Genomic DNA, 20,558 nt, shown 5'->3' with positions numbered 1-20,558 from the left:
AGAAATCCTCTAAATACCTGATTAATAAACAGGATCTGCTTTCTTAGGCTTGCGAACAAGTGCCATGACTCCTGCTATCAGGAACAGAAGGCCAGGTACGAAACCAAAACCTATCGTGCCAAGTCCGATGACAAGGGCAGCAATGATAAACATGATTCCGGATAATACCGGTTTTTTATTCTTTACAATGGTCAGTACAGCAATGATCCCCAGGATGGACGCAATGATCCCTAATATAACAAGGTAAGAACCAGCTGATTCGGCAGCGCTTATAATGGAGCTTAGATCTCCGGCAGTCATCTCTGCATTTTGTATATTTGGATCACTTTCCATACCTTCTTCGAGTTGTGACATGACCTCAGGATCACTCATCCCCATATTGACTACGATTCCGATTATGGAAAATAATGCGGATAAGATAATTCCGATGACTCCCATTACTACTTCTCCTGTTCTTTTCACCATTCTACTCTCTCCTTTATAAATAAATACTTTATAATATATTGTGCTAAAACGATACTATTCCCTTAAATGGATAGTGTGTTTAGCTTCTTACTCATGTAGGATTCCAGGATGGAGTGATCTTCTGGAAATCCCAGGGGCAGGTTCTTTAACTCTTGAAGTGAAATCCATTTTATTTTATGTATTAATTGATCAGGGTCCTGTATGGTTGCCTCTCCTCCAAGGAACCTGACTTCATAGTAATGAATTCTTATAGAAATACTTCCTTCATTCCCCCACTTAGTATACAGATGTTTTTCTACTTCAACATCATAGCCTGTTTCTTCCCAAACTTCACGTTTACAGCATTCCTGAAGGGATTCACTTGATTCCATCCCCCCTGAAGGAACCGACCAACGTTTCTCTTCTTCTTCTTTCCCTTGTAATACCATCAATAAACGGCCTTCATGCATGCAAAGAGCAGATGCACCCTTCCATTCATTCAATCAATCACCTCATTTCGTGTAGAAGCACTTAAACTCATTCAATTTTTTAATAAGTGAGTTTAAAGAAATGTCTTCTTTAGCATATTCTCTCTTTTGACAAAATTCTCCTTCTGTATAATAAAATTCTTTATATTCAGACATTATCCGTGCTTACTATAAGGTCCGTCCCTCTTGGGTCTTTTTCATCCCGAGTTTCTTTAAGATGATGTTTTCCATTATGCTCCATGGTAGGATACTTTTGAGTAATAGGGTTAATCGCACTCCTTTGCCTATGGGAATTCTAAAAGTTTTTTTCTTGTTTTGTGCTATTTCACATACGATCGAGGCAACCTCCCTTGGATCTCCAAGTGTATCTGCACCTGCTTGAATTTCCGTGTTGATTGCCTCCATATAGCGAAAGTAAGGAGAGTTTTTCTGCATCGAGAGTGGAGTGACTTTCTTACCTGATGTCCAGATATTCGTTTGATAAGAACCGGGTTCGATCAGGTGCACGGTTATGCCGTAGGGCTTAAGCTCCAATCTCAAACTTTCGGTGTATCCCTCCAATGCGTGCTTGGATGAAACATAAGGACTGAGTCCAGGAAAGCCGAATCTGCCACTAATGCTGCTCATATTGATGATTTTCCCTTCTCCTTGCTTTCTCATATAAGGGAGAACAATTTGAGTCATTCTCATGACACCAAAAACATTCGTTTCAAATTGTTCGCGGAACTCATTGATTGTAACTTCTTCTGCAAATCCTGCACCGGCAAACCCTGCATTATTCAGGAGAATGTGCACCCTGCCCAAATCATTAAGAGAGGTAGAGAATTCCTTGATGGATGCTTCCGACGTTACATCCAATGGATGAATATCAACCAAATGCCCCACCTTTAGTTCCTTAGCACGTTGAAGCAATGCACTTCCTTTATGAGGGTCTCTCATGGAGGCGATTACTTTATATCCAAGTTGTGCAAGCCCCAGTGTCGAGAGAAAGCCAAACCCGCTATTTGCCCCCGTCACCACAGCTATTTTATGATTCATTCCAGCTTCCTCCCCATTTTTCTTTCTATTAGTATAGCAATAATATTCTTATCCACTGACTTTTTTGTTAAAAAAATGCAAAAAAAGGGTGGCTTCATCCCATTGAAGCCACCCTTTTGACGAGGAAGTCGTGTCAATTTCTATTCTTAATTTACAGCAACGTCATAGGATATTCAACAACACTAAGAAGAGATGAACAGTTCTCTCGGGAAATGAATCGTCATATACGGTCAATTTCATCAACTATTCATATATTTATATAATTGTAAGCATATTTATGGATGATTATTTTGCCTGTGTCGAAGCAACTATTGTTCCATCACTAGAATAAAAGTTCACTTGAGGAACAAGGAGCATGCCTGAGTAAGGTTCCATGTGAATGAAATAATCATTCTCTTCAAGCTCGATTCGATTGAACTGGATATTTTCCCGGTATGTAAAGTAGTCAGCCTCAATTTCGTCGCGGTCACCGTAAACGATAAACTGATTAGTAGGGAGAAATTCCGTTCCGACAGATAATTGTGGAGAATCATTAATCCTGTATAGCTCATAAAGGGGAAGGACATTCATTTTTCTATAAAAGGCCAGGCCGATTTGCTTTTCTCCGTCATTATTCAAATATGTGTAGAGAAGGAGGTATTGCTCCCCGGCTTTCTTTTCTGATACAACGTTCAGATCATGGTAATGGCGACCGAATTCTAACTGTTCAAGGTGCTGCCTGAATGCACCCTTTCTTGTAATAGAGTCACCTTTTTCGAAATAGAAAGTGATGGCAAAGGCAATTAGTGAAGACATTGACAGTGATAGGAGGAACCTTCCCCTGGTATTCTTTTTTTCTTCCAACCAGCATTCCCCCCAAGTTGACATCTTTATCCCAATTTTACCATGTGCCCTACAGGAATTCCCAGTGTATACAAAGAAAAGGGCAGAAATTCATACTGCCCTTTTCCTGCTTACGACTGCAAATCCACTGGCACTACTGCATTCTTAAGCTCATTATTCAATTCCACTCTATATTGCTGTTCCTGCTCTTCATTCCATTTCAGAAGCTTCGCCATAATCTCGATCACAGGCTCCTTCCATTTCTCCACCCACTCACGATCAAAGAATAAAGCACCAGTCCTTCTAATAAAGAAATCAACCGGCGTCGCTGCCATCTCCTCTTGGATCGCATAAATCAGTTGCGCATATAAATAAGGAGGGACGGACCTTACATTACTTGCTCCACTATAAGCATGAGCGAGTTTAAATAATTGATCCACATTTGATCCATACATTCCTGCAAGCTTCCTTCCCTCTTGATATGTTAGTCCATATTGAAGGGCCTCGGCTGCTTTTTGATCAATAAACGCGTGAAAGTTTTTCGATCCGCCTACATGACCTCCAGAGATCGGCATATATTTCGTGGACGATGCTGGGAATTTCTTTTTGTTCTCTTCACGTAAACGTTTCGATACAAGGTCCACAACGGTCTCTCCCATTTTACGGTAACCTGTCAGCTTCCCGCCGGCGATCGTGATGAGACCGCTGTCGGCTTCCCAAATTTCATCTTTACGGGAAATTTCAGAAGGGTCCTTCCCTTTTTCAAAAATTAAGGGGCGAACACCTGCCCAGCTCGATTCTACATCCTCTTTTCCTACGGATACATCGGGAAACATAAAATGAATTGCATCCAAGATATAATCCCGGTCCTCTGAAGTCATATGGGGAGATGTTTTATCCTGATCAAAAAATGTGTCAGTTGTCCCTACATAGGCCTTTCCATCCCTCGGTATGGCAAATACCATTCGCCCATCAGGTGTGTCGAAATAAACGGCTTGTTGAAGCGGGAATTTGCTTTGATCAATGACAAGATGAACTCCCTTCGTTAACCTTAGCTGTTTGTTATTCGTACTATAATCTTTTCCACGAACATCATCGACCCATGGGCCGGCAGCGTTGACGAATTTTGAACCTCGGATTTCAATCGTATCCCCCGTCACCAGGTCCTCAGCTTCAATTCCGACTACTTTCTTATTATCATATAGGAATCGTTGAGATTTCATATAGTTTATGACAGTCGCACCATGTGCAACTGCTTCTTTCATGACTTCTATCGTTAAACGGGCATCATCAGTCCGATATTCAACGTAGTACCCGCCTCCTTTAAGGCCATCTTTTTTCACAAGAGGTTCCTTATTCAGTGTTTCTGAAACTGAAAGCATGGATCGTCGTTCACTTCTCTTTACTCCAGCAAGATAGTCATACACCTTTAATCCAATCGATGTGCTGAATTTACCGAATGTGCCACCTTTATGCAGGGGGAGCAGCATCCATTCAGGAGTCGTTACGTGAGGTCCATTCTCATAAACGATTTCACGCTCTTTTCCTACTTCCGCGACCATTTTCACTTCGAATTGCTTTAAGTAACGTAATCCACCATGAACGAGCTTTGTCGAACGACTGGAAGTCCCGGCTGCGAAATCCTGCATTTCGACCAATGCCACCTTCATTCCACGTTTCGAAGCATCGAGGGCGATCCCTGCGCCAGTAATTCCCCCTCCGATCACAATCATATCAAAGTGGTTTGAGGCTAATGTTTCTTTCACTTCTCGTCTTGCAGTACTTGAAAATGTCATAAGTGGATCCTCCTCAGGTATCTATATATTATCTGTACTCTCACTCTTATTGTTTAACCATAAAAAAAGAGACCAAAACTAACATTATGGTGAATGGTTCCATAATGCAGGTTTGGTCTCTCGTGGTCTCTAACCGATTTTATTAACTTGTACTCAGTATATCATACGTTTCTTTTATTTAAAAGCCATAGCTGCTTTAACAGCTTTTTTCCATCCGTTATATAGTTCTCCTTGGGTTTCAACAGGCATTTGCGGCTCAAACTGCTTGTCTTTATTCCACTGCTTTGATATTTCATCCCGGTTATCCCAGAAACCTGTGGCTAATCCAGCTAAATAAGCGGCACCTAAAGCAGTTGTTTCATTTACAACTGGTCGCTCAACAGGAACAGATAAGATATCACTTTGGAATTGCATTAAAAAGTCATTTTTAACAGCACCGCCATCGACTCTCAGTTTCTTAAGGGAGATTCCGGAGTCGGCTTCCATCGCCGTCAGTACATCTTTCGTTTGATAAGCAAGGGATTCCAAGGTGGCTCTTACAAAATGCTCCTTAGAAGTTCCTCTTGTTAAACCGAACACGGCTCCCCGAACATCACTATCCCAATAAGGAGTTCCTAATCCTACAAAGGCAGGAACAACATAGACGCCATCTGTTGAGTCAACCTTTTCTGCATACCCTTGGCTGTCCTTGGCATCCTTCAGCATACGAAGTCCATCACGAAGCCACTGAATCGCAGAACCAGCCACGAAAATACTGCCTTCTAAAGCGTATTCCACTTTTCCATCAATTCCCCATGCCAAGGTTGTGAGTAAACCATTAGTAGACTTTACAGCTTTCTCACCTGTGTTCATCAGCATAAAGCAACCTGTTCCATACGTATTCTTTGCCATACCCTCTTCGTAACAAGCTTGTCCAAACAATGCTGCCTGCTGATCCCCTGCTGCACCGGCAATCGGAATCTCCTTCCCGAAGAAGTGGTAAGGAACCGTTTTCGCATAAATTTCTGATGAGGGACGGACCTCCGGAAGCATGCTCTCAGGAATGCCTAATATATCAAGGAGCTCCTGATCCCACTTCAGATCGTATATATTATACATAAGCGTGCGGGAAGCATTGGAGTAATCCGTTACGTGGGCTTTTCCACCAGACATCTTCCAAATCAACCATGTGTCGATCGTCCCGAACAGAAGCTTACCATTCTCCGCTTTTTCCCTCGCTCCTTCTACATTGTCAAGAATCCATTTAACCTTGGTACCAGAGAAGTAAGCATCGATCAATAATCCGGTTTTATCACGAAACGTCTCGTTATGACCTTGTGATTTAAGTTCTTCACATATCCCCGCTGTTTGACGTGACTGCCATACGATGGCGTTATAAACCGGATCGCCGGTTTCTTTATCCCAGACCACTGTAGTTTCACGTTGATTGGTAATCCCGATCCCTTCAATCTGATCAGGTTTAATACTCGATTCAGATAAAACGCTTGCAATAACGGCTAAAATCGATCCCCAAATTTCATTTGCACTATGTTCAACCCAACCCGGCTTTGGGAAATGCTGAGTAAATTCTTTTTGTGCAGTATGGGCGACCTCTCCTTTTTTATTGAATAGAATTGCTCTTGAACTTGTCGTCCCCTGGTCTAATGATAAAATGTATTTCTCCATTTTATTATCCCTCCAAAAAATTAGTTATCGGTTGATAGTTGATGCACTTTTTGAGCTAAGCTGATCTTTCTGTCACTGGCATAAGCAAGTCCAAGTACTGTCAATGTAACAAGTAGGACTACCCAAAAGCTTGTTGTGACCTGTCCAATGAAAATGGCTTTATAAAATACGCCTCCGAATGAACCTCCCAGAACTGGCCCGACTACAGGAATCCAGGAATACCCCCAGTTGGATGGTCCTTTACCTGGAATCGGCAGCAGGAAGTGAGCAATGCGCGGTCCTAAATCACGGGCGGGATTAATGGCATAACCTGTAGTCCCACCGAGAGAAATTCCGATAGCAATGATCAAGAAACCGACGATAAATGGATTAAGTCCATCTGTAAATGTATTCGCTCCTATAGATAATAATCCTACTACTAACACAAAAGTTCCAATGATTTCACTTAATAAATTGGAAAAATAGTGTGGGATGGCAGGTCCTGTCGCAAATACCCCCAATTTCACCCCGGGATCTTTCGTTGCATGCCAATGGGGTAGAAAGTGTAGATAGGTGATCGTTGCCCCAATCATCGCTCCCATCATTTGAGCTAAGATGTACTGAGGAACCTCATCCCAAGGGAAGTCTCCATTAAAAGCCAGTCCCAGTGTAACAGCAGGATTTAAATGAGCTCCACTAAACTGTCCAACGGCGTATACACTCATGGCGACACCCAGACCCCAACCAAATGTGATGACAATCCAGCCAGCGTTATAAGCAAATGATTTCTTAAGATTTACATTTGCACAAACCCCTGCACCAAAAATGATGAGTAAGGCTGTTCCAACTACTTCTCCTAAAAATGCTGTCATGCTTTTTCCCTCATTCCATTAATTTTTTTAAAAATAAAAAGACTCACGGAATGCCCCCTTGGAAATAGGCAGTTCACGTGAGTCTCTTCATCTCTTTCACAACGTATTAACTTGTGGATAATGTTACTCCACAATGAAAACGTTGTCAATACATTTTTCAGTATTTATTTCTGGTCAAAATGCTTCCATAACACACGATCTGACGTAGTGATGGCCGTAGCACCAGCCTCAAGTGCGGATTCCACTTCTTCAATAGTATCAATGAGCCCTCCCGCAAAAATAGGTTTCCCCGTTTTTTCTCTTATTTCCGTAATGATTTTAGGAATCACTCCAGGAAGTACTTCAATGAAGTCAGGGTCTGTTCTATGTATAAGCTCAATGCTGCGATTCATAGCACTTGAATCGATCACAAACATTCTTTGAGTGGAAAAGATACCTTTTTGCCTTGCTTTTTTAATCACATTCCCTTTAGTAGAAATGATGCCATAAGGCTTAATTTCCTGACAGACATATTCTGTTGCGTACTCATCACTGGATAGTCCGTGGATTAAGTCTAAATGCAGGAACATTTTCCGATTTTCCTTACGTGCGAAATCGAAAACACTCTTCAGCATTCCAACATGGAGATCGAGGAATACACCGTACTGGAAAGAGGTTTCGAGCATTTTATCAAAATCTTTCATGGACCGAATGGCAGGTAATATTTTCTGACCTTCAAAACTCACCTTCTTTTTCCTCCCTTTCTATTTTTAATGGATCTTTTTCACAAGGAGAAATTATATCATAAATAAAATATGTTTTCGTGAGAGTCCCATCGATTTACCACAATATTACATTGTTGTGGTACTGGCACATTCATCGGGGCGTAAAATTCGATTTCCCTCCTACAGATGATTATAATCATCTGTAAGGTTTTATATAAAGGAGTGTTCAAAATGAGTTCATTATATACTCGACTATTTTCAAAAGGAAACCTCGGTGCCAGCCTAACAAAGAATCGTTTCATCGTCGCACCCATGACAAGGGTGAGCGCAGATGAACGTGGCGTGGCAAATGAAACGATGGAAAAGTATTATGAACGTTTTGCAAAAGGCGGTTTCGGACTCATCATTACAGAAGGGATTTACACAGATAAACAGTACAGTCAGGGATACTTCAATCAGCCTGGGATTGTAGATAAAGAACAGACCGAAGCATGGAGAAAAATTGTGCAAACGGTTCATGAACAAGGAGCTTTAATGATTGCACAGCTTATGCATGCTGGAGGTCAGAGTCAAGGGAATGTTTATCAAGATTCAACTAAGGCACCTTCTGCCGTTGCCCCTAAAGGTGATCAGCTCGGATTCTACGGTGGAGCCGGACCCTTTCCAGTACCCGGGGAGATGACGATTGAAGATATAGAGGCTGTCAAGAAGTCTTTTGTAGAAAGTGCTCTGAATGCAAAGGAAGCAGGATTTGAAGGTGTAGAGATCCATGGTGCAAATGGATATTTATTAGATCAGTTCCTTACTGATTATTTAAATAAACGGGAAGATGCATATGGTGGATCACTTGAAAATCGACTTCGTCTATTAACCGAGGTCATTTACGATATCCGTAGTGCTGTTGGAGATGACTTTGTGGTAGGAATTCGTGTTTCTCAAGGGAAAGTGGCAGATCAAAGCTATAAATGGCCAGAAGGACAAGATGCTGCACAGACTATCTTCACTACTCTAGGAAAAGCAGACCTTGATTATATCCACACAACTGACGGAGATGGTGCAGAACCTTCTTTCGGTAAAAACAGTAAGACGCTCTCCGAGGCTGCTACTTTCTTTAGTCAATTACCGGTAATAGCCAATGGTCAACTCGGTGACCCTTCTAAAGCAGAAGTACTTTTACAAAAAGAACAAGCTGAGTTTATCAGCTTGGGTACAAGTGCCCTTGCGAATCCGGATCTTCCGAATAAGGTTCAAAAAGGCATGGATGTTGAGAAGTTTGACTTTGAAAAAACCTTGCTACCTCAAGCATATGTGAAAAAACATGAACTTGAGATGAACATCGTGGAATAAGCATAAACAAAAGAAGAACCTTTACTGACATGAAGGTTCTTCTTTTGCGATTTATGAGAAAGTAAGTGAATAATATTTCTTTAATAAATTCTGCAAGTTCAGTCCTGTTTTTCTAGGTATTTTCCTTTCGATGACAGGATATCGATTGCAAGACCTTATTTCACTTTTCCTAAAAGGGACTCGATACGAGCATGCATTTCCTTTGTACTTTGATACTCGAACATACCGATTCCATTCCCCCATGGATCTTGAAAGGTTGCCCACTTGACTGGGACTTCCTCTCTTTCATGGATGTCAAAGTGCTTTGTACCTAAAAGGGATGACAGTCTTTCCCGTTCTCTGCTAATATCTTCAACACCCAAACGGATGGGACCGGAATTAGGCGTTGGTTTGCCCTCTGCTACCTGTAGCCAACAGCCGGGAATGAGTTCCCATTCTGCAAATCCTTCGTGAGGAATGAAATCAGGAGTGCGGTTTAATAGAGTTTCATACCATTTTTGCCCTTTTTGCATATCAGTTACCCGGACTTGTACCGTCATTTCATAAATCATAGAATCTCTCCTTTTTTTAAGCAGGGTGATTTAATCATCTATTTCCTTTTAGGGAAGAGTGATTTAGGGTGATTTGATTTAGCAATACAACAACTGACCAAGACTAATAACTATTAAATCAGATAGCCCAGTTCCCATTACGGAAAATAGCGATCTTTCTTCCATCATGGCACACTCCATCTATATTCATATGTTCTGAACCAATCATGAAATCTTCGTGAACCACACTTTCATTGAGTCCTTTTTCTTCCCGTTCTTCATCGGATAAGATGTTTCCATCCTTAATACATGTAGGGTAAGAGGAACCGATTGCTAAGTGATTGGATGCATTTTCATCGAATAAGGTGTTAAAGAATAGGACGCCAGAATCAGAGATCGGTGACTGATGCGGTACAAGTGCTACCTCCCCAAGGTAGGCTGCGCCTTCGTCTGTCAGAATCAATTTTTTCAGAATTTCCTCCCCTTCTCTTGCTATGACTTTCTTAATTTCTCCATCTTCAAAAGTAAGGCTGAAATCATCAATCACGTTCCCATTGTAGGCCAGTGGCTTGGTACTTGAAACCGTGCCATTGACTCCGGTTTTTATTGGGACAGTATAAACTTCTTCTGTAGGCATATTGGCAATAAAATGGGTTCCTTCTGGTGTTTTACTAGCTCCTGTGAGCCATAGGTGGTCTTCATGTAGTTCTATGGTAAGGTCCGTCCCTTCCGATTGGTAGTGCAGGTTTTTGAGCTTTAATTGATTGAGTTCGCTTGCTTTGTTGGTTAGGGTTTCGATATGTGTTTGCCAAGCAAGGACTGGATTTTCTTGATTGATACGGACGGATGTGAAGATACGGTCCCAAAGGCACGGAATTCTTTCTTTCACTGGTAAATCAGGAAACACTTTGTCCGCCCATCTTTGTGAAGGGATGGCTACGATGGACCAGCTGATCTGGTCCTTTTCAATCGCTTCATAGAATCGGTCAAGAGCATCTCCACTTGCTTTTTCAAAATTAAGGATGCGGTCTGGATCTATTCCTTTCAACAGGTCCGGATCATTGGCTTCTATTTGAAGGAAGGCTCCTTTATTGTCCACAACCCATTCATGTGCAGCGGCCAGCCAGCTTGGAAACTCGTAGAATGTGTCATCCGGGGCAAGTTCATAATGTGTTCTCATGATTTCCTCGTCATACCACTGAACATGCACGTTTCTTGCTCCGGCAAGATAGGCTTCTTTTACAACAATGCGTACGAATTGTTCAGTTCCCAGTGGTGCAGAAATCCATAGAGGCTGATCATGCTGAACATTTACCCCCACTTTAATGGCGAGCTCAGCGTATTGTTTTAATTTTTCATCGAAATCTTTATTGAACGTCATATTATTTACTCCTATTCTAGTAATCTACTTATGTAGGTTTTCATTTTCTTCTGGGTTTCTTCCAGGGATCCACTGTATGTTTCAACGTCGGCCTCACCGTAGAATAAGTCTCCGAATCTTTCCGCTTCCTCATTACGAGGGATAACATGCATATGATAATGAGTTAATTCGTTGTATATGCCTCCATTCTGGCAGACAGTAATGCCATTTGGTTCATATAGAGCCTGAACGGCTTGAGCAATTAGTTGTGAAGCCTTCATTACGGAGAGGCTTTCTTCTGCATTTAATTCCGTTACTTCCACTTTGTGTCGTTTGGGGAGGATCAGTGTATGTCCGGGGTGATGCGGGACATGGTCCAAAAAGCAGGACACATGATCATTTTCGTATATAATGAATACTTTCTCCTTTTCATTTGCAAGGCGGCATCCGAGACAATTTTCCATTCATATACCTCCAATTTAAAGGATTTCCACCATTAATGTCGAAATCTGTTTGAATAGCTGAAAATTAAGGCTCCTCTCATAATATCATGTAATGGAAAGAAGGTCAGAAAATAATGGAAATTCAATTGCTCAATGAAAAACACGCCGAAACATATTGGCAGCTTCGTTTGGAAATGCTGCAACAGAGTCCTACGAGCTTCGGCAGCAGCTATGAAGAAGCGATTGTCCGTAAAAATCCACTTCAGATGACAGCCGAGAGACTTGTACAGAATGGCAGCTACACGTTTGGTTGCTTTGATGACGGTAAACTAGTAGGAGCGGTGACCCTTGTACGTGAAGGAGCTTTAAAAATGAAGCATAAAGCTTCTATTTTTGCCATGTATGTTGACCCTGCACATCGAGGGAAAGGGTTCGCAAGAGGGCTGCTTCAAGCTGCCATCACTCAAGCTAAGGCCGAGGATGGCATTGAACAAGTCATGATTACTGTTGTCACAACCAATGAAACAGCGAAGGGGCTTTATCATTCTTGTGGATTCAAGCCTTACGGGACAGAAAAGCGGGCATTGAAATATAACGATGAATATTTCGATGAAGAATTGATGGTTTTGTTCTTATAATCCCCTTTTCGTATTGCAAAACGGTGAGTCCCAAGATGTGGAATCACCGTTTTTTATAGTACATGATAATCAAAGCTAATAAGTAAAAACGCAATGACAAACACTGAAAGGACCAATGCCCGGACAGGATTTTTGAAATGAAGGTGCAGCATGGGGAACATGATAAAATAAAACAGTAGGGTCCACCATAGATTCCAGCCTTCGAAATATTCAATGGAATCCGTCTTTCCCGCTGCCCATTCAATAAATGTAGCAACGAATATATATTTTAAATAATAGAGGATTTTCACCCTGATTTCTTCTGGGTAGTGGCTTAAAAATAGAACCACAAGGCAAGGATAAGCGATCATCGTGTAAAGAGAATCCGTCACAAACATATTGATGAAAAATCCATCTAGTTCCCAAACCGCCTTCATGGTGTAGCTGATATACTGATAAAACATATTGAAAAAACTAAAATAATAGATCGTGGGCAGAAATTCTCTCCATCTATTCCAGGATCCCCACTTCAAGGAACTGAGAATGATTACTACAATGACTACAATATGAAACATGGGATCCCCCCATAGCCGGACTCATAATATAGACCTTATTGTTACCAAATATTTGGAAATTCATTCCTCGATCGATTGAGGTGCACCATTCTTCAGGAAAATAGGTCTGCCACTTTGTTACTAAACTCCCGTAAATAATATAGGTATTGGTCTCCTCCATAGTTGTATCGCTTGTTATACATCTTTGCCACCACCAAATTATAAGCAGGAATAACAAGAATCGTTGGACCGGTGACACCTACTATTTGATAAGAACCTGAAGGTACCCTATCCCCCAGTTCACTTTTATTTCGTGGAATATCTTGAACGTACCAAAAAAGACCGTTCCCAGGAATAGTGGAATCAGAATACGAAACATTCTGAATGGTGGTGGCAGTCTCAATCACTTTAGAGGGGACAATTTGTCTTCCATTCATCATGCCTTTCTGAACATGTAGCTGCCCCCAGAGAGCAAATTCCCTGGGAGATACAAATAAATTCTTCTCCTTACCATCTGAAGTAGTACCCAGGCCATGGAGTGCCGGTTTATCAAGGCGGTCGATGATAGGTACAAGATTTTCATTTGGCTCCGTTTTCCATCCCGTTTCACTAAATCCCAATGGAGTAAAAACCCTCTCTTTTAAAAGCTGCGTGAACCCTTTTCCGTACAATCGATGAATTAATTTTGTCATAATGTCCACACCTACGTTACGGTATGCCCAGCTGCTACCGGGCTTGAATTCACGAAATATGTCTCCTTTTTCGTTAGAATCAAGTCCATGGGAATGAGTAACAAGATGACGGATCGTTGTCCCTCTATACAGATGTTTATCAATCTCAGGAAAATATTGAGTGATGGGATCATCTAGACTTGAGATATGTTTATCATGTAAAGCGTAGGCAACCGTAAGCCCTAAATAACTTTTACGGGCAGAAGCTACATTAAATTGAGCCTTTTCTGTGATTTGAGGAGCATTTTTTTCATGGGAGTGCCTTCCGCTATAATGCTCTAAAACGACCTGGTCTTCTTTAATAATATAAAGGGATGTAGCAGAACTCCCGTTTTTATATTTAATGTCTTCAACCCAGGAGATCAATTCCTTAAGTGGTTCATGTACGGTCTGTTTCAAGACTTCTTCCATTCGTCAGCGAGCATGCCATATACAATATGATCTACATAATGATCGTAAATCCATTCCCTTTGCCGCAGCTTCCCTTCTTCCTTGAAACCAAGACGCTCGGGTATTGCCCGACTCCGATGGTTGAATTCTGCAGCGGTTATTTCGACTTTATTCATTTTATAGTAATCAAATGCGTGTGTCGTGAGTCCCTTTGCAACTGTCGTCATAATCCCTTTTCCTTGGTAGCCTTCACCTAGCCAATAGCCGATGTATGCCACCTTGTTCGACCAATCAAGTACGTTGAATCCCGCTACTCCCACTAGTTCATTTTGATAAATGATGCCAGTTGTTAAGCTCTTATTATTCGCGAAGCCTAAACGTGTCCCTTTAATAAATTCCGTTGAATCCTCAACCGTTTTTGAGTAATCCACCCATGGGAGCCACTCACGCAGATAGGATCTGGACTGATCAGTCAGTTCATGGATTCGTTCAGCATCCTGTAAATCGAGAAGTCTTAATTCTAATTCGTCGTTTAGTTTATATGTAAACATGATGATTGCTCCTTTATCCTTTTTGGATGTAAACTTTATATTGATAGGGTTAGAGAATTCGCATGACGATTGGCTTTTCTTGCTCTTCGTAGTGGCGATTCCATCCATACATTTTTCTAAGCACCGTTAAGGTCTGCTTGTAGTTCCCTTTTTTTCGCTTGCGACTAGCCTATGATGTAAATTCTTTTATTTGTGTTCATGAGAATTGCCGGTCTTTGTCTAATAGATAATCCAAGATCACCTGTTTAAAGCGATCGGCTTCCTCGTAATGGGGTGTATGACCACTACGTTTAAAATGAACGATACTCCCCTTTGCTGCATCTCTCTGAAATGTTTCTACATGTTTTTCACATGTAACGGGATCATACTCTCCTGTCAGAAGAAGCATAGGTGTTTCTATCAGCTTGATTCTATCTAACAAACTGGTAAAAATGACACCCTCTTCCCGGAGAAGATGATAGTGATGATCTGAACGGTCGTATAGGGTGTCCCATTCTTCGTCTGTGTAAGTAGCATAATAGTCAGTAGGGTTATCAAAATTATGAGTATAGATTTGCATGCGGTGTTCACCAAGTTCATCACTTAGCTTCATATAGTTTTCTGTAAAGTCCCTTGGAGAAATGTCCTCCTCTGCCAAATTCATGGCCTTCTCTTGTAACTCAGACTGATTGTATTTACCGAATAATCGAGCGGTTTTTTTAAGCAGTCCTTTGGATGTTAGGGTGAAATCGAAGGTAGGACATTCGAAAATGACTTTCTCGATGGAGTCAGGATACTGGGAGACATATGCAAGAGCGAGAAACCCTCCAAAGGAGTGACCTAGTACAGACCATTTATCGATTCCTAATTCTTTTCTAAGTGCTTCACAATCCTCTACCAAATCTTGAAAACCAAACTCTTCATTCCCTTGAATGGCTTCTGAACGGCAAACACCTCTTTGGTCAATCGCAACAAGATAAAAATGTTTCCCTAATCGTTCACTTTGATGAAAAGAGAAATCGTAGCAACTTTCCCCAGGGCCCCCATGCAAGTATAGTAAGGCGGGATGCTCCTTAGAACCATAGGTTTCGACATGAATCCCTTTTTTTCGAATGGTCCTTACATTTGCTTTCATTAATAAAAACTCCTTAGCTGAATTCTGTTCCTCATTAGACTTCTAGAAGATGGAGGGATTTTCCTTTATTATGTTGGAATATGTTGGTCCATGTCGGAAATGGTTTGATATAATACAGAAGATTGGAGGCGCTGAAATGGAAAAAATAAAACAAAATAAACTAATATATATCATGTTCTCCTTCACATCTGTGATTAATTTTCTAGTGTTTTGGTTAGATCCAAAATCCTACATGTATTTGGTCATCAGCCTTATCTTTTTTATGAATGCCTGTGTTTTCTTTATTAATAGCAGGGAACCCGGTGGCGACTACTGGAGACGTTGGGAAACCATCCGAAATAAAGGGAAATGGTTCTTTTCAGTTGTATATGGGTCGCTATTTACTGGAATGATAGTTTCAGTGATTCTGTATACAGTGATCAGAGACTACCTTCCCCTTTTGATCGTATGCTGTGTAGCAGCCGGATGGGTTTGGGGATACACCATGTGGATGTTGAATGAAAAACGATATCACTTTTTGAAGAAGTAAGCAGAAAAAACGTCCTGGAGCAGGACGTTTTTTTATTGTTTATATGAATGATTGTATGACTTTTCCTTTTCCACCTGAAACTTCCACCTCTCCATATGCGCCATTAATAAAAGTAATCTGAGGAGGCTGATGCCCACAGTCGATGTCGTACACGATTGGAATCTGCAGCTCGTCTGACAGCTCTTGGTAGACATCTTCAATCATATAATCACCAACAGGAGTGTTGCTATCACTTCTTCCAAACAGAATACCGGAAGAATGGTCGAACCAGCCGGCTAATTTCATCTGTACAAGTGTCCTGCGCAGATCAGCGGTATTCAGTTCACAGTTTTCAAAATACCAGAGGATGGAGTCATTCTTTATATACTTCTCTCTAAAATCTGCTATATTTCCGTAAGAGGTTCCGATCAAGTGCCTGATGACATCTATGCAGCCTCCGAGTAAACGTCCATTGACCTTTACACCTTGATTTCCTGCGGTTTTCCAATCAGTTGGCTCTGTTAAGTGAAAAACTGTTGGAGAAGGCTGGTCGTGATTCCATTCTTTTTGATAGTGTTGGGATGAATACTGAATAACAGATGATCCTTCTTTCGTTGAGAGAACGGATTCCCATTTTGCCGTCGTTGGATCGGAGTACTCCCCTCTTAAATCAACAAGATTGGTGCCATGTGCAGTGGCGATTCCGGTTTTTAATGTTAGTGCCAGTAATAGCACACTCGTGTCGGAATAGCCCAGCACCCATTTTGTTTTGGTATTTTCATAATCAATGAGGTCCAGGATTTCTATGAGAAGTTGGCCGCCCCATGGTGGAATGACAATGGAGATTTCTTCATCCTTCAGCATTTGGTTCAATTCTGCCGCTCTTTTTTGAGCTATGGAAGATTTAGCTTTATTCTGCGTCCATACGGTCTCTCCGCACTGAACGGAGTAGCCTTTGCTCACCATTTTTTCGATCGACTCCTTGAGAATGCCATGCAGTTCCGAGGGTACTCCCGATGAAGGTGCTGTCACGCCTATGGTTGCGTGTTTTTTTAGTATAGGGTATGTAATCATAATCTCTCTCCAAACTTTTTTAGATAATTTTACCAGATTGGTAGATTCGCTACAAGAGATGGGGTTGTGAATGGTTAAACATCATTTACGCAGCCCCCTTAATGTAAAACTTTCTTCATTCAATTCCACTGGTTTATAAGTCGCGTTGTCCCTTAAAGTGACTGTTGGATTCCTCCTCGAAACATTTCTCACCATGATTCTCTTAAATGAATGAGCGATTCCATTCAGCAAGAGAATAGTGAGGGCGAAACAGATCATCGGCACGAGAAATATCCACCATGCATTGTATAATTCTGAGTAATTTGTTCCCATTAATCCTGACCATTCCTGGACGAATGGCTTCGGCGGATGGCAAAATGGCTGATAGCAGATATCCGTTCCTCCGAAAAACAAAGTGAAAAAACCCAAGTGAGCAATGATCAGAAGGACTTGTATCACAATTTTGGGATAAATGACAAATAACCGGTTCTTAAGATGAGGCAAGAGATGCTTATAAAATATGTAGAAAGAACGTGCACCAAGGACCCTTGAGGAAATGATAAATTCCTCTTGCAGAATCTGTTCAGCTTCGTTTGCGATCAAGATGGCGGTCGTCGGAGTGACGATGATGGCCAGAACGACGATTTCAACGACTATCCTTTCTACTAGCGAAGTCTGAAACCCTTCCATAGGCTCCCACAGTAAAGGGTGAAGAATGTTATAAGCTATAATCGATTGCGGGATGAAATAAAGTGATGTAAATACCTTCTGAGTGAAGATTCTGAGCCTGCTTTTCGTGAATCCTCCTGCAATTCCAAAGAGGAAGGCCAGCAGAAAACTAAGAAATGATATAGTGAGGGCTGCACCTAACGTATATTGCGCTCCTTGAATGATTTTATCGGTCATATGATAGCCATCTCGGTCTGTTCCAAAAGGAAATTGAATGGATGGCGGGAATGGTGAATCTCCAAGGACTTTCCCTTCGTCACTGAACAGGATGAGAGTCTGTGAAATCTCCTCATTTGAGAGGTTGTATGCCATACTCCAAGATAGAAGAACAATGAGTATACTTGAGAAACCAATGAAGCTCATCCAATCATAACGATTCGATTTCATAGGCTCATCTCCTTCCCGATTTTTTTCCCAATGAGTGCCTGAAGGCTTTTTAGCACAAGATAGAGCGGAATGAACAGGAGAATGGAAGTTATTGCAAATATGGAAGGCTGATTGTAGGAAAACAAGAATGAAGTGACACCAAATACATTAAACAGATATTCCAAAACAAGTAGATTCGAAAGCATCATCCAAACGATCTGTTTTCCGTGATAGGTTAAACTGACCAACACATTTCGAATCGTATGTCTAAAAAGTATAGTAAACCTCCCAAGTCCTTTGCTTTTCGCCAATTCTACATAGGGCTTCCCTTCCTCATCCTTTAAGAAGACAATCATGTTGGTGAAAAAGAAAAATGTAGGAAGTATACATAGAGTGATAGCCGGTAGCAGTATCACCTGGTTTTCACCTACAGATGCCACGTCTAAAATCAGGATTCCGGTCTGTTTAAAATACCAGACAATCCCCAATTGAAAAAGAGCGATCACGAAAAGATCGGGTAGCCCCCCTATTAAAAAACCAACTGTCTGAATACCTTTTCTGAAAGATTTCCCCAAAGAATAATAGCCGATTAATAATATCGTAGAAAGTAATATGGAAATAACGAGAGCCAGAAAAAAGATCCTGATACTGCTCCAATAGGCTAAAAATATAATGGGAAACAAACTTCTTTCCACCCCGGAGCTCGGGTTTTCGTAAATGATCGCTTGCGGTGTCAGAAGCTCTTCACCGACATCCATCAACACAACGAAAAAACGATTTAATGAAAACGTCTGCCCCTCAAATAGCGCAGACGTTGCACTGACCAATACAATCCCAACCAGAATCAACCCCACCTCAAAACATACCTGCCACACTCTTCTCACCATACAGTTTCATCCCTTTGTCAGTTTAGGGACGGACCTCCATTTATCCAAAGAATGCGACACTTTTATTTCCAGGGTTAAATGGAGGTCCGTCCCTCTTCTTATGGTAACATTTTACTTTTTTGCGTGAAACAATTATTTACAATAATATGAACGATTTGAAAAGGTTATGGTGAAATGGGGTGTTTGTGAGGCTTGTATGGTAAAATAATTTGGTTGCGTAAAATTGTTTTTTGGAGGTACTGATTTGAAAAAGAATATGGTGAAGCAAAGCCTGTCGGTTTTGATGATATCCCTTATGGCCATGACGCCTTTTCAGCAAACGGCGCATGGGAAGACAAAATTAGATATTAATGCAGATGCTGCGATTTTAGTGGAAGCAGATACTGGTAAGATTGTGTATAAGGAACATGAAGATCAACTCCTCGGAATTGCCAGCATGACGAAGATGATGACAGAATACCTTGTGTTAGAAGCCATTGAAGAAGGAAAGATTGAATGGGATCAAACGTATAAAGTTAGCGACAAAGTCTATCAATTAGCGAATGCACCCGGATTGAGCAATGTACCCTTAAGAGCTGGCGAAGAGTATTCGGTAAGAGAATTGTATGATGCCATGGTGATTAAATCAGGGAATGGTGCAGCGATTGCTCTTTCCGAAGTTGTAGCAGGTTCCGAGGGTGAATTTGTAAAGCGGATGAATGCAAAGGCGAAGGAACTCGGATTTAAAAATTATCAATTTGTTAATTCCTCGGGTTTAAGTAACTATGATATGCTCGGCATGTTTCCAAAAGGGACTGATGTGAATGATGAGAACATGGTATCGGCTGAAGATATGGCCACTTTGGCATATTACCTTATTCATGATTTTCCGGAAGTATTAGAAACATCGGGTCTCTCGTCCAAAATTTTCAGACCGGGTACAGATGAAGAACTCGTTATGAGGAATACAAACGGCCTATTAAAAGATAAATCCTATTTTTATAAAGGTGCTGATGGATTAAAAACAGGTACGACACCCTTTGCAGGTTCCACTTTTACCGGAACTGCAGAACGGGATGGGGTACGATATATTTCAGTCATCTTAGATGCCAAAGATGAATATGGTCAGCCCAGCAGTGCCGAGCGGTTTATTCAAACAACAGAACTACTTGATTATGGATTTGATGAGTTTGAGACGGTTCATTATAGTTTGAGTGATATTGATGAGAAAAAGGAACCAACGTTAGAGGTTCCTGACGGTAAAGAACAATCGGTAACCATCAAGATAGACAAGCCTCTATCTATTCGAGTAACAAAAGAAGAGAAAGATAAAGTGAAAGCTTCACTCAAATTAGATGAAGAAAAACTTAATGACGATGGTACCCTTCAAGCTCCAATTGAAAAAGGAGAAAAGATTGGAGAAATGATGATCGAAACCCCGGAAAAGAATGAATATATTTTTGATGAAAAACAGCCTTCATATAAAGTGGATATTTATGCCGCTGAATCAGTAGAGAAGGCTAGCTGGCTAGTACGAAGTGCACGAAGCATTCAAGGATTTTTTGGGAATTTGTTTTAATTAGGCAGGCTA

22 protein-coding genes are annotated in these 20,558 nt (G+C 41.2%); 4 read left to right on the top strand and 18 right to left on the bottom strand.

What is annotated here, in order from left to right; genetic code table 11:
• Positions 1 to 21: 21 nt before the first annotated feature.
• The 8 genes from ACXAF2_RS00580 to ACXAF2_RS00545 form a co-directional block, all read right to left on the bottom strand.
• Positions 22 to 465: a DUF4064 domain-containing protein gene (locus ACXAF2_RS00580; RefSeq protein ID WP_475136908.1), complete on the bottom strand. Its 444-nt coding sequence runs from the start codon at positions 463 to 465 to the stop codon at positions 22 to 24.
• 62 nt (positions 466 to 527) lie between these two features.
• Complete coding sequence (locus ACXAF2_RS00575; RefSeq protein ID WP_475136907.1) at positions 528 to 947, bottom strand: NUDIX hydrolase; 420 nt, start codon at positions 945 to 947, stop codon at positions 528 to 530.
• A gap of 153 nt (positions 948 to 1,100) precedes the next feature.
• Positions 1,101 to 1,970: an SDR family oxidoreductase gene (locus tag ACXAF2_RS00570; protein ID WP_475136906.1), complete on the bottom strand. Its 870-nt coding sequence runs from the start codon at positions 1,968 to 1,970 to the stop codon at positions 1,101 to 1,103.
• A gap of 285 nt (positions 1,971 to 2,255) precedes the next feature.
• Positions 2,256 to 2,813 (bottom strand): hypothetical protein, encoded by a 558-nt coding sequence (locus tag ACXAF2_RS00565; protein WP_475136905.1) that lies wholly within the window; start codon positions 2,811 to 2,813, stop codon positions 2,256 to 2,258.
• Positions 2,814 to 2,923: 110 nt separating this feature from the next.
• Positions 2,924 to 4,588 (bottom strand): glycerol-3-phosphate dehydrogenase/oxidase, encoded by a 1,665-nt coding sequence (locus ACXAF2_RS00560; protein WP_475136904.1) that lies wholly within the window; start codon positions 4,586 to 4,588, stop codon positions 2,924 to 2,926.
• 174 nt (positions 4,589 to 4,762) lie between these two features.
• Positions 4,763 to 6,253, bottom strand: a complete 1,491-nt coding sequence (gene glpK, locus ACXAF2_RS00555) for a glycerol kinase GlpK (protein WP_475136903.1) — start codon at positions 6,251 to 6,253, stop codon at positions 4,763 to 4,765.
• Between the two features lie 20 nt (positions 6,254 to 6,273).
• The gene (locus ACXAF2_RS00550) at positions 6,274 to 7,104 is read right to left on the bottom strand and encodes an MIP/aquaporin family protein (protein WP_475136902.1); all 831 of its coding nucleotides are present in this window, start codon (positions 7,102 to 7,104) and stop codon (positions 6,274 to 6,276) included.
• Positions 7,105 to 7,268: 164 nt separating this feature from the next.
• Positions 7,269 to 7,829, bottom strand: a complete 561-nt coding sequence (locus ACXAF2_RS00545; protein WP_475136901.1) for a glycerol-3-phosphate responsive antiterminator — start codon at positions 7,827 to 7,829, stop codon at positions 7,269 to 7,271.
• A gap of 210 nt (positions 7,830 to 8,039) precedes the next feature.
• Between ACXAF2_RS00545 and ACXAF2_RS00540 the strand changes: the two genes are divergently transcribed.
• A complete protein-coding gene (locus ACXAF2_RS00540; RefSeq protein WP_475136900.1) occupies positions 8,040 to 9,155 on the top strand; it encodes an oxidoreductase in 1,116 nt (371 codons plus the stop codon).
• Between the two features lie 155 nt (positions 9,156 to 9,310).
• Here the strand turns inward: ACXAF2_RS00540 and ACXAF2_RS00535 are convergent, their stop codons facing one another.
• From ACXAF2_RS00535 to ACXAF2_RS00525, 3 genes are all read right to left on the bottom strand, one after another.
• Positions 9,311 to 9,706 carry a VOC family protein gene (locus ACXAF2_RS00535; protein ID WP_475136899.1) on the bottom strand — a complete coding sequence of 132 codons (396 nt, stop codon included), beginning with the start codon at positions 9,704 to 9,706 and terminating at the stop codon, positions 9,311 to 9,313.
• Positions 9,707 to 9,824: 118 nt separating this feature from the next.
• Positions 9,825 to 11,066 (bottom strand): aminopeptidase, encoded by a 1,242-nt coding sequence (locus ACXAF2_RS00530; RefSeq protein ID WP_475136898.1) that lies wholly within the window; start codon positions 11,064 to 11,066, stop codon positions 9,825 to 9,827.
• Between the two features lie 11 nt (positions 11,067 to 11,077).
• Positions 11,078 to 11,509 (bottom strand): HIT family protein, encoded by a 432-nt coding sequence (locus tag ACXAF2_RS00525; protein WP_475136897.1) that lies wholly within the window; start codon positions 11,507 to 11,509, stop codon positions 11,078 to 11,080.
• 113 nt (positions 11,510 to 11,622) lie between these two features.
• Here ACXAF2_RS00525 and ACXAF2_RS00520 point away from each other — a divergent pair, with 113 nt between their 5' ends.
• Positions 11,623 to 12,126, top strand: coding sequence for an N-acetyltransferase family protein (locus ACXAF2_RS00520; RefSeq protein WP_475136896.1), 504 nt, complete (start codon positions 11,623 to 11,625; stop codon positions 12,124 to 12,126).
• 53 nt (positions 12,127 to 12,179) lie between these two features.
• On the opposite strand, the gene ACXAF2_RS00515 is transcribed toward ACXAF2_RS00520, so the two are convergent.
• From ACXAF2_RS00515 to ACXAF2_RS00500, 4 genes are all read right to left on the bottom strand, one after another.
• Positions 12,180 to 12,680, bottom strand: a complete 501-nt coding sequence (locus ACXAF2_RS00515; protein ID WP_475136895.1) for a CBO0543 family protein — start codon at positions 12,678 to 12,680, stop codon at positions 12,180 to 12,182.
• A 92-nt stretch (positions 12,681 to 12,772) separates the two neighbouring features.
• Complete coding sequence (locus tag ACXAF2_RS00510; RefSeq protein WP_475136894.1) at positions 12,773 to 13,789, bottom strand: serine hydrolase domain-containing protein; 1,017 nt, start codon at positions 13,787 to 13,789, stop codon at positions 12,773 to 12,775.
• Complete coding sequence (locus ACXAF2_RS00505) at positions 13,786 to 14,331, bottom strand: GNAT family N-acetyltransferase (RefSeq protein ID WP_475136893.1); 546 nt, start codon at positions 14,329 to 14,331, stop codon at positions 13,786 to 13,788. Before ACXAF2_RS00505 ends, ACXAF2_RS00510 begins: the two co-directional genes overlap by 4 nt.
• A gap of 196 nt (positions 14,332 to 14,527) precedes the next feature.
• Positions 14,528 to 15,445 (bottom strand): alpha/beta fold hydrolase, encoded by a 918-nt coding sequence (locus tag ACXAF2_RS00500; RefSeq protein WP_475136892.1) that lies wholly within the window; start codon positions 15,443 to 15,445, stop codon positions 14,528 to 14,530.
• A gap of 136 nt (positions 15,446 to 15,581) precedes the next feature.
• Between ACXAF2_RS00500 and ACXAF2_RS00495 the strand changes: the two genes are divergently transcribed.
• A complete protein-coding gene (locus ACXAF2_RS00495; RefSeq protein WP_475136891.1) occupies positions 15,582 to 15,974 on the top strand; it encodes a hypothetical protein in 393 nt (130 codons plus the stop codon).
• A gap of 39 nt (positions 15,975 to 16,013) precedes the next feature.
• On the opposite strand, the gene ACXAF2_RS00490 is transcribed toward ACXAF2_RS00495, so the two are convergent.
• From ACXAF2_RS00490 to ACXAF2_RS00480, 3 genes are all read right to left on the bottom strand, one after another.
• Positions 16,014 to 17,027, bottom strand: a complete 1,014-nt coding sequence (locus tag ACXAF2_RS00490; RefSeq protein ID WP_475136890.1) for a S66 family peptidase — start codon at positions 17,025 to 17,027, stop codon at positions 16,014 to 16,016.
• An 81-nt stretch (positions 17,028 to 17,108) separates the two neighbouring features.
• Positions 17,109 to 18,122, bottom strand: coding sequence for an ABC transporter permease subunit (locus ACXAF2_RS00485; RefSeq protein ID WP_475136889.1), 1,014 nt, complete (start codon positions 18,120 to 18,122; stop codon positions 17,109 to 17,111).
• Positions 18,119 to 18,988, bottom strand: a complete 870-nt coding sequence (locus tag ACXAF2_RS00480) for an ABC transporter permease subunit (RefSeq protein ID WP_475136888.1) — start codon at positions 18,986 to 18,988, stop codon at positions 18,119 to 18,121. Before ACXAF2_RS00480 ends, ACXAF2_RS00485 begins: the two co-directional genes overlap by 4 nt.
• A 244-nt stretch (positions 18,989 to 19,232) precedes the next feature.
• Here ACXAF2_RS00480 and ACXAF2_RS00475 point away from each other — a divergent pair, with 244 nt between their 5' ends.
• Positions 19,233 to 20,546: a D-alanyl-D-alanine carboxypeptidase family protein gene (locus tag ACXAF2_RS00475; protein ID WP_475136887.1), complete on the top strand. Its 1,314-nt coding sequence runs from the start codon at positions 19,233 to 19,235 to the stop codon at positions 20,544 to 20,546.
• Positions 20,547 to 20,558: the final 12 nt, after the last annotated feature.

Source organism: Rossellomorea sp. ABR4_004, assembly GCF_056159585.1.
The sequence above is the reverse complement of the archived record's forward strand: the minus strand, read 5'-3'. Positions and strand labels throughout refer to the sequence as shown.